This window comes from Sulfitobacter sp. W002, assembly GCF_025142135.1.
GTDB lineage: Bacteria > Pseudomonadota > Alphaproteobacteria > Rhodobacterales > Rhodobacteraceae > Sulfitobacter > Sulfitobacter profundi.
In genome coordinates, this window is record NZ_CP081126.1 from 934,295 (window position 1) to 947,138 (window position 12,844).

The 12,844-nt window shown below is 63.1% G+C and carries 14 protein-coding genes; 12 read left to right on the forward strand and 2 right to left on the reverse strand.

Going from position 1 to position 12,844, the window contains the following annotated elements:
- Positions 1–19: 19 nt before the first annotated feature.
- From K3758_RS04580 to gap, 6 genes are all read left to right on the forward strand, one after another.
- The gene (locus tag K3758_RS04580; RefSeq protein ID WP_259947998.1) at positions 20–1,027 is read left to right on the forward strand and encodes a BMP family protein; all 1,008 of its coding nucleotides are present in this window, start codon (positions 20–22) and stop codon (positions 1,025–1,027) included.
- The gene (locus K3758_RS04585) at positions 1,027–2,574 is read left to right on the forward strand and encodes an ABC transporter ATP-binding protein (protein WP_259947999.1); all 1,548 of its coding nucleotides are present in this window, start codon (positions 1,027–1,029) and stop codon (positions 2,572–2,574) included. The genes K3758_RS04580 and K3758_RS04585 overlap by 1 nt, the downstream gene beginning before the upstream one ends.
- Entirely contained in the window at positions 2,564–3,613 is a 1,050-nt protein-coding gene (locus K3758_RS04590) for an ABC transporter permease (RefSeq protein ID WP_259948000.1), read from the forward strand. The genes K3758_RS04585 and K3758_RS04590 overlap by 11 nt, the downstream gene beginning before the upstream one ends.
- Entirely contained in the window at positions 3,613–4,557 is a 945-nt protein-coding gene (locus K3758_RS04595; RefSeq protein WP_259948001.1) for an ABC transporter permease, read from the forward strand. Before K3758_RS04590 ends, K3758_RS04595 begins: the two co-directional genes overlap by 1 nt.
- A 55-nt stretch (positions 4,558–4,612) precedes the next feature.
- Positions 4,613–5,893: an amidohydrolase family protein gene (locus K3758_RS04600; protein WP_259948002.1), complete on the forward strand. Its 1,281-nt coding sequence runs from the start codon at positions 4,613–4,615 to the stop codon at positions 5,891–5,893.
- Between the two features lie 145 nt (positions 5,894–6,038).
- Positions 6,039–7,040: a type I glyceraldehyde-3-phosphate dehydrogenase gene (gap, locus tag K3758_RS04605; protein WP_259948003.1), complete on the forward strand. Its 1,002-nt coding sequence runs from the start codon at positions 6,039–6,041 to the stop codon at positions 7,038–7,040.
- A 39-nt stretch (positions 7,041–7,079) separates the two neighbouring features.
- Here gap and K3758_RS04610 read toward each other — a convergent pair whose 3' ends face one another.
- Positions 7,080–7,607, reverse strand: a complete 528-nt coding sequence (locus K3758_RS04610; RefSeq protein WP_259948005.1) for a winged helix DNA-binding protein — start codon at positions 7,605–7,607, stop codon at positions 7,080–7,082.
- A gap of 191 nt (positions 7,608–7,798) precedes the next feature.
- Here K3758_RS04610 and K3758_RS04615 point away from each other — a divergent pair, with 191 nt between their 5' ends.
- Complete coding sequence (locus K3758_RS04615; protein ID WP_259948007.1) at positions 7,799–8,872, forward strand: Hint domain-containing protein; 1,074 nt, start codon at positions 7,799–7,801, stop codon at positions 8,870–8,872.
- 36 nt (positions 8,873–8,908) lie between these two features.
- Here the strand turns inward: K3758_RS04615 and K3758_RS04620 are convergent, their stop codons facing one another.
- Positions 8,909–9,478 (reverse strand): TlpA family protein disulfide reductase, encoded by a 570-nt coding sequence (locus tag K3758_RS04620; RefSeq protein ID WP_259948008.1) that lies wholly within the window; start codon positions 9,476–9,478, stop codon positions 8,909–8,911.
- Positions 9,479–9,501: 23 nt separating this feature from the next.
- On the opposite strand from K3758_RS04620, the gene argH reads away from it, so the two are divergent.
- Genes argH through lysA form a run of 5 tightly spaced genes read left to right on the forward strand, consistent with a single transcriptional unit; the run spans position 9,502 to position 12,835 of the window.
- Positions 9,502–10,893 carry an argininosuccinate lyase gene (argH, locus tag K3758_RS04625; RefSeq protein ID WP_259948009.1) on the forward strand — a complete coding sequence of 464 codons (1,392 nt, stop codon included), beginning with the start codon at positions 9,502–9,504 and terminating at the stop codon, positions 10,891–10,893.
- Positions 10,890–11,069 (forward strand): hypothetical protein, encoded by a 180-nt coding sequence (locus tag K3758_RS04630; RefSeq protein ID WP_067628460.1) that lies wholly within the window; start codon positions 10,890–10,892, stop codon positions 11,067–11,069. The genes argH and K3758_RS04630 overlap by 4 nt, the downstream gene beginning before the upstream one ends.
- On the forward strand, positions 11,066–11,224 hold the full coding sequence (locus K3758_RS04635; protein WP_259948011.1) for a hypothetical protein: 159 nt from the start codon (positions 11,066–11,068) through the stop codon (positions 11,222–11,224). Before K3758_RS04630 ends, K3758_RS04635 begins: the two co-directional genes overlap by 4 nt.
- A complete protein-coding gene (locus K3758_RS04640) occupies positions 11,224–11,541 on the forward strand; it encodes a DUF2834 domain-containing protein (protein WP_259948012.1) in 318 nt (105 codons plus the stop codon). Before K3758_RS04635 ends, K3758_RS04640 begins: the two co-directional genes overlap by 1 nt.
- A 28-nt stretch (positions 11,542–11,569) precedes the next feature.
- On the forward strand, positions 11,570–12,835 hold the full coding sequence (lysA, locus tag K3758_RS04645) for a diaminopimelate decarboxylase (RefSeq protein ID WP_259948013.1): 1,266 nt from the start codon (positions 11,570–11,572) through the stop codon (positions 12,833–12,835).
- Positions 12,836–12,844: the final 9 nt, after the last annotated feature.

Sequence of the window (12,844 nt, forward strand, 5' to 3'; positions counted from 1 at the left end):
AACCAACGGGGGATACAATATGACACAACGCAATCTCACACGCCGCTTCCTATTGAGCACGGCGGCCATGCTGGCCGGGGCCAGCCTTTTGCCACAGGGCGCGCTGGCTGCCGAGCCGCTTAAAGTGGCTGGCGTCTATACCGTGCCGGTCGAACAGCAATGGGTCAGCCGCATCCACAAAGCTGCCGAAGCCGCACAGTCGCGCGGCGATATCGAATATACTTTCACTGAAAACGTCTCCAACACCGACTACGCCCGCGTGCTGCGCGAATATGCCGAGGCCGGGAACCAGTTGATCGTCGGCGAAGTCTTTGGTGCCGAAGCCGAGGCCCGCGAGGTTGCTGCCGATTACCCCGATGTGGCCTTCCTCATGGGCTCCAGCTTCAAGCAAGACGAGGCGCTGCCCAATTTCGCGGTCTTCGACAACTACATCCAAGATGCGGCGTATCTGTCGGGCATCATCGCCGGTGCCATGACCGAGAGTGGCAACATCGGTATGGTCGGCGGCTTCCCCATCCCTGAGGTCAACCGCCTGATGCATGCCTTTATGGCGGGTGCCGCGGAAATGAACCCCGATATCAAGTTCCAAGTGAGCTTTATCGGCTCTTGGTTTGATCCGCCCAAAGCCAAGGAGACCGCCTTCGCCATGGTGGAGCAGGGGGCCGACGTGCTTTATGCCGAGCGGTTCGGCGTGTCGGACGCGGCGCAGGAGAAGGGCGTTCTGGCCATCGGCAACGTGATCGACACGCAAGCCGAATACCCCGAGACCGTCGTCGCCTCGGCCCTGTGGCATTTCGAGCCGACCCTTGATGCCGCCATCGCCGCGGTCAAAGCAGGCGAGTTCATGGCCGACGACTATGGCCGCTATTCCTTCATGTCCGAGGGCGGCTCCTCGCTTGCGCCACTGGGCACCTTCGAGGGCAAAGTCCCGCAAGAGGCGCTGGATATGGTCAAGGAGCGCGAGCAGGCGATCAAGGACGGCTCCTTCACCGTCGACATCAACGACGAAGAACCGAAGTCCTCTTAATGACCGATCCAAGACCCGAGGCGCAGGTTGTCCTGCGCCTCGATAATATTACCAAACGATTTGGCAAGCTCACCGCCAATGACGCGATCAGCTTTGATCTGCGGCAGGGCGAAGTCATTGCCTTGCTGGGTGAAAACGGCGCGGGCAAGACCACGCTGATGAATATCCTGTTCGGCCATTACACGCCCGACGAAGGCTTTGTTGAGGTCTTCGGCCAGCGCCTGCCCGCGGGCAATCCACGCGCCGCGCTGGCCGCAGGCGTGGGCATGGTGCACCAGCATTTCACGCTGGCCGACAATATGACCGTGCTGGAAAATATCGTGCTCGGCACTCGCTCGATCTGGCGCTCCGGTTTTGGCCGTGCGCAGGCGCGTCAGCGGATTGTCACGCTGATGGAGGACTACGGGCTGCGGGTGGACCCCGATGCACAGGTCGGCAGCCTCAGCGTCGGTGAGCGGCAGCGGGTCGAGATCCTCAAAGCCCTTTACCGCGAAGCGCGTATCCTGATTTTGGACGAGCCCACCGCCGTTCTGACCCCGCAAGAAACCGACGACCTCTTCGCCACCATGCGCAAGGCCGTCGCGCTTGGCCTCTCGGTGATCTTCATCTCGCATAAACTGCATGAGGTCATGGCGATCTCGTCCCGCGTCGTGGTGCTGCGCCATGGCAAGCTGGTGGCCGAAGCCAAGACAGCCGAGACTGACCGCGCGCGGATGGCGCAAATGATGGTGGGCTCAGAAGTCGCCGCCCCTGTTGTGCGCCGTGCCGATCCGGGTGCCGCGCTGGTCACGCTGGCAGGCGTCTCTTCGCCTGACATCGGCTCTGCACCGGGGTTAAAGAATGTCGATCTTGATCTGCGTGCGGGCCAGATCACCGGCCTCGCCGGAGTTTCGGGCAACGGGCAGACCGCGCTTGCCGACCTCATCGGCGGGCTGATCCGCCCCACCTCCGGCACGTTTCACGTGAAGGGCGACGCGCCGCGCGGTTGGTCGCCCCATGCCGCGATCAGCGCAGGCATCGCCCGCATCCCCGAAGACCGCCACAAGACTGGCACCATCGCCGATTTCGATCTCACCGAAAACGCGGTGCTTGAGCTTTACTCGCGCCCCGGATTTTCCCGCCACGGCTGGATGAATTGGCGCGCCGCGCGTGATTTCGCGGCCAAGATCATCACAGGCTACGACGTGCGCTGCCCCGGTCCGGACACCCGGATCCGGCTGCTCTCGGGCGGGAATATGCAAAAGCTGATTTTGGGCCGCGTGCTGGAGACCACCCCCGCAGTGGTGCTGGCCAACCAGCCCGTGCGCGGCCTCGACATCGGCGCGTTAACCTACGTGCACGAACAACTGCTCGCCGCCCGCGACCGGGGCGCGGCGGTGCTGCTGATCTCAGAAGACCTCGACGAGGTGACAGCGCTGTCGGACGTGATCCACGTGATCTCCGAAGGCCGCCTCTCGCCCCCCTTCGCTCGCGGCGCACTGACGCCTGCCGAGCTTGGCGTCTGGATGGCTGGCGACGGATTTGAGGAGGCCCCTCATGCGGCTTGAACCCATCGCCAACCCCACCTGGACCCGCTCGCTGGGCCTGCCCGCACTGGCGCTTGTCGCGACGGTGGTTGCCGCTTCGTTGCTGGCCATGGTCGCTGGCGCGCAGCCCTTTTCGGTGCTGGGCTTGATCGTCAAAGGTGCCTTTGGCTCTAAATTCGCCACACTGGAAACCCTCAACCGCGCCACGCCGCTGATCTTTACCGGTCTGGCTGTCGCGGTCGCCTTCCGCGCGAAACTGTGGAACATCGGGGCCGAAGCGCAGCTTTACATGGGCGCGGTGGTCACTGTGGTGCTGGGCACCGGTGCGCTGGCCTGGCCCAGCTTTGCTTTGCTGCCGACCATCGCGCTCGCCGCCATGTTGGCGGGCGCCGTGGTGCTGCTGGTGCCGACATTCCTCAAGACCCGCTTTGGCGTCGATGAAGTTGTCACCACGCTGCTTCTAAATTTCGTCGTCCTGCTCTGGGTGTCCATGCTGCTCGAAGGGGCATTGAAAGACCCGATGGGCCTCGGCTGGCCCAAATCCGCGCGGCTGATTGGAGAGGCGCGACTGCCGCGCATCGCCGAGGGGCTGCGGCTGCACTGGGGCTTCGGCCTCGCGCTGATCTCGGCCTTCGTCGTCTGGGTGATCCAACGCCGCAGCACGCTGGGCTACGAGATGCGCGCTGTGGGGCTGAACCCTGCGGCGGCGCGGTTCGCGGGCATTCCGGTCAACGCCACGCTGATCAAGACGGCGCTGCTCTCGGGCGGCCTTGCTGCGTTGGCGGGCTTTTCCGAGGTGGCAGGGCTGAAGGGCAACCTCACCTTGGATATCTCGCCCGGCTTTGGCTACACGGGCATCATCGTCGCCATGCTGGCGCTGCTGAACCCGCTTGGCGTGGTGGTCGCCGCGCTCTTCGTCGCGGGCATTTTCGTCGGCGCTGACAGCATGAGCCGCGCGGCGGGCGTGCCGACCTACCTCGCCGACATCATGCTGGCGCTGGCGCTTTTGGCGATGGTGTTGGCGATCATGCTGACCAAATTCCGGGTGAGGCGCGACTGATGGATATTCTCGACATTCTCCTTCAGGCGAGCTTTTGGACCGCCGCGATCCGCATCGCCTCGCCGTTGATCTTCGCCGCTTTGGGCGAGCTGATCTGCGAGCGGGCAGGGGTGCTGAACCTCGGCATCGAAGGCATCATGGTCGTCGGCGCTTTCGCCGGTTGGCTCACCGTCTATCTCGGCGGCGGCCTGTGGCTTGGCGTCGCGGTGGCGATGCTCTCGGGCATGGCCTTTGGCTTGGTGCACGGCGTGCTCACGGTGCCCTTCGGCCTCAGCCAGCATGTCGTCGGGCTTGGCATCACGCTGCTGGCCACGTCGCTGACCTACTACTGCTACCGTCTGGCGCTGCCCGAGGTCACCTCGCCGCCGAAGATCGAAGCCTTCCAACCGCTTGAAATCCCGATCTTCTCTGACATCCCCGTGATCGGCCCCGCGCTGTTTAACCAAACGCCGCTGACCTATCTCGCCTTTGTGCTGGTCGTCGCTGTGACGTTGGTCCTTTACCGCACGCCCATGGGCCTTGCCCTGCGCGCAGCGGGCGAAAACCCGGCCGCGGTCGAGGCGCAGGGCCTCAGCGTTTCCGCCATTCGCATCGGCGCGGTCATGGTCGGCAGCGGGTTTATGGCCGTGGGCGGGGCGTTCCTGACCATGTCGGCGTTCAACTCCTTCTTCTTTGAGATGGTCAACGGACGCGGGTGGATCTGCATCGCGCTGGTGGTCTTCGGCTCATGGAAACCGGGCAAGACGCTCTTGGGCGCGGTGCTGTTCGCCGCTTTCGACGCGTTGCAGATCCGCGTGCAGCAGACGCCACTCGGCGCGGATATTCCCTATCAAATCTTCCTGATGGCGCCTTATATCCTGTCGATCCTCGCGCTGGTCGTGATGTCACGCCGGGCACAGGTGCCCGCGGCGCTGATGGTGCCGTTCAACAAGGGGGAGCGCTGAGTTGGCGCTTCCCATCACGCCCTCGCCTGGCCAAATCAATCACACGAGTAACCCCATGTTCGACCTCATCATCAAAGGCGGCACGCTCCCCGACGGCCGCAGCACCGACATCGGCATCAAGGCCGACAAAATCACCGCCATCGAAGACCTCTCTACCGCCGAGGCCCGCGAGACTATCGACGCCAGCGGCGACCTCGTCAGCCCGCCCTTCGTCGATCCGCATTTCCACATGGATGCCACGCTCAGCTACGGCACCCCGCGCATCAACGCTTCGGGCACGCTTCTGGAGGGCATCGGCCTCTGGGGCGAACTCAAAGAGCTCATGACCCAAGACGAGGTCAAAGCCCGCGCGCTGGAATACTGCGACTGGGCGGCCTCGCTTGGCCTGCTGGCCATCCGCAGCCATGTCGACACCTGCGACGACCGCCTCTTGGGCGTCGAAGCCCTGCTTGACGTGCGTGATGCGGTCAAAGACTACATCGACCTGCAACTCGTCGCCTTCCCCCAAGACGGTCTCTATCGCGACCCGACGGCGCATGAAAACACCATCCGCGCGCTCGACATGGGCGTCGACGTTGTCGGCGGGATCCCGCATTTCGAGCGCACCATGGCCAACGGCGCACGCTCCGTCACCGCGCTTTGCGAACTCGCCGCCGAACGCGGCCTGATGGTCGATCTGCATTGCGACGAGACCGACGACCCCCATTCGCGCCATATTGAGACGCTGGCCTACGAGACCCAACGCCTCGGGCTGCAGGGCAGGGTGGCCGGTTCGCATCTGACCTCGATGCATTCGATGGACAATTACTATGTCTCGAAACTGTTGCCGCTGATGGCCGAGGCGGAGGTCGCCGCGATCCCCAACCCTCTGATCAATATCACCCTGCAGGGCCGCCACGATACCTACCCGAAACGCCGCGGCCTCACGCGGGTGAAGGAGATGCAGGCCATGGGCATCGACGTCGGCTGGGGGCAGGACTGCGTGATGGACCCGTGGTATTCCATGGGCACGGGCGACATGCTCGACGTGGCTTTCATGGGGCTGCATGTGGCGCAGATGACTTCGCCGGAAGAAATGCACCGCTGCTTCGACATGGTGACGAATGTGAACGCGCGGATTCTGGGCTTGCAGGATTACGGCCTCAAGGTCGGCGCGACGGCCTCGCTGGTGGTGCTGGACGCGGGCAACCCCATTGAGGCGCTGCGCCTGCGGCCCGACCGTCTGTGCGTGGTGGCCAAGGGGCGGGTGATCTCACGCCAGTCGCGCAATGACGCGCGGCTCAGCCTGCCGGGGCGGCCAGAGAGCGTGCGCCGCCGCCACAGCGCACATTCTTAACACCCCGCTCTAGCGGCCTTTTGATCGGCCCCTCTCACCGGGGGCCGATTTCGCATCTAAGGCCGATTGAACTCCGCTGCACCCAATGCTATGTTAGCGCTAACCGCGCCAATTCGCCCGAAACCGGGCCACCGGAGGACCCACCATGACCACAAAAATCGCGATCAACGGCTTTGGCCGCATCGGACGCTGCGTGCTGCGCGCGCTGATCGAGAACGGCTTTGCCGGGATCGAAGTCGTTGCCATCAACGATCTGACCGATGCCGAAAGCCTGTTGCACCTGCTGAAATACGACTCCGTCCATGGCCGCCTGACCGCGGACGCGGAATTGAAAGACGGCAGTCTGCATGTCGCAGGCCAGACCATTCGCATGACGGCAGAGCGTGATCCGGCGAAACTGCCGTGGGGCGATGTCGATGTCGCCTATGAGTGCACCGGGTTCTTCACCACGCGCGATGCGGCAGCGAAACATCTGGAAAACGGCAGCAAGCGGGTGCTGATCTCGGCCCCCGGCAAGGGCGTGGATCGCACCGTGGTCTACGGGGTGAACCATCAAGATCTGACCGCCGAAGATGTGATCGTCTCCAACGCCTCCTGCACCACCAATTGCCTCGCCCCGGTGGCCAAGGTGCTCGACGACACCTTTGGGATCGAGACTGGCTATATGACCACGATCCACGCCTATACCGGCGACCAGCCGACCCATGACAGCCCGCACCGAGATCCGTATCGGGGCCGCGCCGCTGCCTTGTCGATGGTGCCAACGTCCACCGGTGCCGCTGCCGCGATTTCCGAGGTAATCCCGCATCTGAAAGGGGTTCTTGAAGGCTCTGCCGTGCGGGTGCCAACGGCCAATGTCTCGCTTGTTGATCTGTGCATCATGCCCAAGAAAACTGCCACGGCAGAGGCGGTGAACGCGGCGATGCAAGAGGCGGCCAACGGTGCGCTGAAGGGCGTGCTGGCCTATGAACCCGCGCCATTGGTTTCGGCTGATTTCAACCACGATCCGCATTCCTCGACCCTTGCCCCCGAGCAGACGCGGGTGACCGATGGCGGCATGATCCGCGTGGTCAGCTGGTACGACAATGAATGGGGTTTCTCGAACCGCATGAACGACACCGCGCGTGCGATTGCCGCGTTGATCTAAGCGGCATGGAGCGCGGGGAGGACCTTCCCGCGTTCCACCTTACAGCGATGCCGCCGCTCGGCTCGCTTGGTCATATTGCCCCGACATTGCCCGAAGCTGCGCCGCGATCTGGCGCAATTCCTCGCCCGAGATATCGGTGCGCGGCAATCCATCGAGGAAGCAGGCCTGCCGGATCGCGCGATAAGCTTCGCAAAGATCGGCCCCCGCGGCGGAGGTGCGATAAAACACCTCCTTCCCGCGCTTTTCGGCAGTCAGCAGTTCGGCCTTTACCAATTTGCGCAGCGCATAGTTCACCGTATGCGTGTCTTCGATATTCAGCAGAAAACAGATATCCGTCAGCCGCTTTTCCCGGCCCCGGTGATTGGCGTTGTGCAGTACGAGGATTTCCAGCGGCGTCAGATCTCCATTGCCCGCCGCCGCCATGCAACGCGACATCCAGCGGGTAAAGGCGTTGTAGGCGATGATCATCCCGTATTCGAGCTCGGAGGCTTCCCAGCCTTCGCCCTCGGCCAAATGCCGCGAAGAGACGATCCGGCGTGACGGGGTTGGGGGTACTTCTTCCGACATGCGGTGCCTCCGGTTGTTTTATCCGGATAACGTTACCAAGACGCTGACGAGTTACAAGCGTTCCGGCGCGTGCTGCGGTGGGAAGATCAAATTGCAACAGGTTGCACCGCCACATTCATGCCATCTTCCGCGAGGGCAGCGGCTTTGCTAGGCTGACGTTAATAAAAATACGTGAGGCAGGCAGAGCAGCAATGAAAACGGGCTTTCGAGGCACGTTTGTCATCAGCTGGTCGCAAACAGAGATCGACGGTCTGGAGGCCGCGCCGGTTCAGTCGCTCGAACTGGGCTCGGCTTGGTCGTGGCGCGGGGATACTCTCCGTGTGGATGGGCCGAACGATGTGTTGCGGCTGGATATGGCGGACGGGGCAGAGCAGCTGCGCAAACGCGCGGCCCGCAAGGTGCAGCGCCTGATCGGCGCGGCGCTGGAGGAGGGCGGCGTGATACCTTCCAAAGCCCAGCGTAGAGACCATACCGCCCCATCGCTCGACAACAGTTTCATGGTCACCAACGGCGCGCGGACCTACACGGTCACGCTGATTGACGCAGGCCAAGGTCGTACACCGCTGTTGATGTTTGTCGATGAATTGCCACCGCGGGATTGCGAACTGTGGGTGATGCACAGCACGCTCAAGCCGCAGCGCGATGCGCTTTCAGAAGCCGAAAGCGGTGGTGTGATTTGCTTTACCCCCGGCACCCGCATCCGCACCCCCATGGGCAGCGCCTTGATCGAAGATCTGCGCGAGGGTGAGCTGATCCAGACCAAGGACAACGGCCCGCAACGGTTGGAGTGGATCGGCAGCCGCCGGATGAGCGGCGCGCGTCTGCACGCCATGCCGTATCTGCGCCCCGTGCGGTTCCGCTCCGGCGCTTTGGGGATCGCGCAGCCCGACGCCCCGCTGCTGGTCTCGCCCGACCACCGGATCGTGCTGAAAGGCCCGCAGGCCCGTGATCTGTTCAATTGTGACGAGGTGCTGGTCGCGGCCAAAGACCTGATTAACGGGCGCAGCGTGGCCAGCGATATGTCCCTGCGCGAGGTGACCTATATCCATGTGCTGCTGGCCGAGCATCAGGTGATGTGGGCCAATGGAGTGGAAACCGAGAGCTTCCATCCGGCCGCAGCCCCGCTCACCAGTCTTGGCGCGCAGGACCGGGCGCGGCTTTTGGCGGCGCATCCGCTGTTGGAGGCTGATCCGCACAGTTACGGCGAGTTCGCGCGGCGCAATCTCAGCACGTCAGAGGCGGCGATCCTGCGGCATGTGGCCTAAGGGCCGGGCGCTGACGCCCGACCTTACGTTTGGGGTTTAGCTCTCGGCGTCTTCTTTGATCAGCGCCGCGATAATCGCTCGCGCGCTTTCTGAATCCCATTCCGCATCGCCCTGCAACCGGGCGATCTCACGCCCTTCACGGTCCAGTAGCACGCTGATCGGCAGGCCGAAAACGCCCATTTGGCTGGCGAGCTTCTGCTTCGGGTCTTGGTGGCGGGGCAGGCTGTCGACGCCAGCTTCCTCAAAGAAACGCTTGATCCCTTCTTCTGAATTGCGCCCCGTGGCGATGGTCAGCACCTGAAAATCATCGCCGCCGAATTCCTTTTGCAGCGCGTTCAACTGCGGCATTTCCTTGCGACAGGGCGCGCACCATGTGGCCCAGAAATTCACCAACACGACCTTGCCTTCGTAATCCGCCAGCGACATCGCTTCGCCATCGTCCTCACGCTCAAAGGTCACGTCAGAAGCCGCCTGCGGCGCGTCATGGATCACGAGTTTCTTCATGTCCCCGTCGCGCAGCCCCGCGATGTCAGCCGTTCCGGCAAGGGCGGGGTTTGCACCTGCGACAAGCAGCGTATAAACGAAGCCAAGCACCAGATTTTTCATACGTCCCTCCAAGGGTATTCAACATGACCGACACGACCTCGAACAAAATGTGGGGTGGCCGTTTCGCCGCCGGACCGGACGCGATCATGGAGGCGATCAACGCCTCGATCGGGTTCGACAAACGGATGGCCGCACAAGACATCAGTGGGTCGCGTGCCCATGCCGCCATGCTGGCAGCCACGGGCATCCTGACTGATAACGACGCTGACGCGATACGGGAAGGGCTTCTCACGATCTTGTCAGAGATCGAAGAGGGCCGGTTTGAATTCTCGGCAGCCCTTGAAGACATCCACATGAACGTCGAGGCGCGGCTGAAAGACCTGATCGGTGAGCCCGCAGGCCGCCTGCACACGGGCCGCAGCCGGAACGACCAAGTCGCCACCGATTTCAAACTCTGGGTACGTGACCAGTTGGACGCCGCCGACGAGGGGCTCCAAGCGTTGATCCGCGCGCTTTTGTCTCAGGCAGAGGCCGGGGCCGATTGGGTCATGCCCGGTTTCACCCACCTGCAAACCGCGCAGCCCGTGACGTGGGGCCATCACATGATGGCCTATGTCGAGATGTTTGGCCGCGACCTGTCGCGCTTCCGCGATGCGCGCAAGCGGATGAACGAATGCCCACTGGGAGCCGCCGCATTGGCCGGCACCTCCTTCCCGATCGACCGCGAGATGACCGCAGAGGCGCTCGGCTTTGACCGCCCCGCCGCGAACTCCCTCGACGCGGTGAGCGACCGCGACTTCGCGCTGGAATTCATGTCAGTCGCCAGCATCTGCGCTATGCACCTGTCGCGCTTCGCCGAAGAACTGGTGATCTGGTCCTCCGCGCAGTTCCGTTTTGTGGCGCTGTCGGATCGCTTCTCGACCGGCTCGTCGATCATGCCGCAGAAAAAGAACCCCGATGCCGCCGAGCTCATTCGTGCCAAGGTGGGCCGCATTTTTGGGGCCAATACCGCGCTGATGATGGTGATGAAGGGGCTGCCGCTGGCCTATTCCAAGGACATGCAAGAGGACAAAGAGCAGGTCTTTGACGCTGCCGACAACCTGATGCTGGCGCTCGCAGCGATGACCGGCATGGTGGGCGACATGACCGCCGAGCGCGAGAACCTCGCCGCTGCCGCAGGCTCGGGATTCTCCACCGCCACCGATCTGGCCGATTGGCTGGTGCGGGTGCCGAACCTGCCGTTCCGCGACGCGCACCATGTGACCGGCACGTTGGTCGCCATGGCCGAGGCGCAGGGCTGCGATCTGCCTGACCTCACGCTTGAGCAGATGCAATCGGTCCATGCCGAGATCACTAGGGACGTTTTCGATGTGCTTGGCGTCGAAAACTCGGTAAACTCGCGCATGTCCTATGGCGGCACCGCCCCTGCGCAGGTGCGTGCCCAAGTCGAGCGTTGGAAGGAAATCCTGAAGTGAAACGCGCCCTCGCGACCCTTGCTTTGCTGAGCCTTGCCGCCTGTGGCGCGGATGGCGAACCTGTGAAACCGACAGCCAGCAGCACGATCACCATGTCGTCTTCGGGCGTGTCGGTCGGCACCGCTGTCGGGCTGCGCCGCGGGCCGTTTTCGCTGGCGCTTGGGGTCGGGTCGTGAGGCCGCTTTTGCAGATTACGCTGGTGGCCGGGACACTTAGCTTGGCCGCCTGCACCCCGCCGCAGCCATCCGCGCGGCAAGATGCGCCACCGCCAGCCGAGCCGGGGATCAGCCTGTCGGGCTATGCCACGGTCGGCGTGGCAAAGACTTTCTGATGTCGCCCCTGCGCATGCTCTACCTCGCCCTTGCGGTCTGGGGCACGATCCATCCGATGTATTACTTCGTCACTTGGTTCAACGCCGAGGGCTGGAGCCTGAGTGCCATGGTTGATGCATGGCACGCCAATGCCGCCGCCAGCGGGCTGGTCTGGGACCTGACCATCGCTGCCGTCACATTAACCATCTGGATCATCGCCGAAGTCGCGGTGCGCCGGAATTTCAGCGCGCTGATTGCCATTCCCGCCACGTTCTGTATTGGGGTGAGCTGTGGCCTGCCGCTCTATCTGTTTCTGCGGACAGCGCCGATCAAATAGGGCCGGGACGACATAAGGCGACGCGCAGATGGATCATTTTCTCTATAAAGACGGTGTGTTGCACGCCGAAGACGTAAGCTTGGCCGAGATTGCCGCCGCGGTCGGCACGCCGGTCTATGTCTATTCCACCGCAACGCTGCTGCGGCATTTTCATCTTTTTGACGACGCGCTTGCGGGGATGGATCATCTGGTCTGCTACGCGATGAAGGCCAATTCCAACCAAGCCGTGCTGCGCACGCTGGCGCAGGCGGGCGCGGGGATGGATGTGGTCTCGGGCGGGGAATACCGCCGTTCCAAGGCGGCAGGCGTGCCGGGCGACAGGATCGTCTTTTCCGGCGTCGGCAAAACCCGCGAAGAGATCGAATTGGCGCTGACGGGCGGCATTCGCCAGTTCAACGTCGAGAGCGAGCCGGAGATGATCCTGCTTGATATCGTGGCGCGCGAGTTGGGCAAAGTGGCCCCGATCACCATCCGCGTGAACCCCGATGTCGATGCGAAAACCCACGCCAAGATTGCCACCGGCAAAAGCGAAAACAAGTTCGGCATCCCCATCGCCCGCGCCCGCGAGGTCTATGCCATGGCGGCCAAGCTGCCGGGGTTGGAGATTGTCGGAATCGACGTGCATATCGGCAGCCAACTCACCGACCTTGCCCCCTTTGAGCAGGCCTATGGCAAGGTCGCGGAACTGACCGAAGTGCTGCGCGCCGATGGCCATAACATCCGGCGGCTGGACCTTGGCGGCGGTTTGGGCATTCCTTACGAGCGTTCCAATTCCGCCCCGCCATTGCCGACGGATTACGGCGCGATGGTACAGCGCACGCTAGGGCATCTGGGCTGCGAGGTCGAGATCGAACCGGGCCGTTTGATCGCGGGCAACGCGGGTGTCTTGGTCAGCGAAGTGATCTACCTGAAATCCGGCGAGGGCCGCGATTTCCTGATCCTTGATGCCGCGATGAACGACCTGATCCGCCCCGCCATGTATGATGCTTGGCATGACATCGTGCCGCTGAATGAACCCGCACCGGGGGTAGAACCGCGCCCGGTCGATATCGTCGGCCCGGTTTGCGAATCCGGCGATACCTTTGCTAAGCAGCGGATGATGCCAGTGCTGGGGTCCGGTGATCTGGTGGCCTTCCGCTCTGCCGGAGCCTACGGCGCGGTGATGAGCAGCGAGTATAATTCGCGCCCCCTGATCCCCGAGGTGCTGGTGAACGGCGATCAATTCGCGGTTATCCGCCCACGGCCAAGCTTTGACGAAATGATAAACCGCGATACCATCCCTGAATGGCTTTGACGGCATCCC

Coding starts and splice junctions, on each gene's coding strand:
- K3758_RS04595 (WP_259948001.1), top strand. CDS start 3,613: ATGGATATTCTCGACATTCTCCTTCAGGCGAGCTTTTGGACCGCCGCG.
- K3758_RS04610 (WP_259948005.1), bottom strand. CDS start 7,607: ATGTCGGAAGAAGTACCCCCAACCCCGTCACGCCGGATCGTCTCTTCG.
- lysA (WP_259948013.1), top strand. CDS start 11,570: ATGGATCATTTTCTCTATAAAGACGGTGTGTTGCACGCCGAAGACGTA.
- K3758_RS04590 (WP_259948000.1), top strand. CDS start 2,564: ATGCGGCTTGAACCCATCGCCAACCCCACCTGGACCCGCTCGCTGGGC.
- K3758_RS04585 (WP_259947999.1), top strand. CDS start 1,027: ATGACCGATCCAAGACCCGAGGCGCAGGTTGTCCTGCGCCTCGATAAT.
- K3758_RS04600 (WP_259948002.1), top strand. CDS start 4,613: ATGTTCGACCTCATCATCAAAGGCGGCACGCTCCCCGACGGCCGCAGC.
- K3758_RS04640 (WP_259948012.1), top strand. CDS start 11,224: ATGTCGCCCCTGCGCATGCTCTACCTCGCCCTTGCGGTCTGGGGCACG.
- K3758_RS04580 (WP_259947998.1), top strand. CDS start 20: ATGACACAACGCAATCTCACACGCCGCTTCCTATTGAGCACGGCGGCC.
- K3758_RS04615 (WP_259948007.1), top strand. CDS start 7,799: ATGAAAACGGGCTTTCGAGGCACGTTTGTCATCAGCTGGTCGCAAACA.
- gap (WP_259948003.1), top strand. CDS start 6,039: ATGACCACAAAAATCGCGATCAACGGCTTTGGCCGCATCGGACGCTGC.
- K3758_RS04620 (WP_259948008.1), bottom strand. CDS start 9,478: ATGAAAAATCTGGTGCTTGGCTTCGTTTATACGCTGCTTGTCGCAGGT.
- argH (WP_259948009.1), top strand. CDS start 9,502: ATGACCGACACGACCTCGAACAAAATGTGGGGTGGCCGTTTCGCCGCC.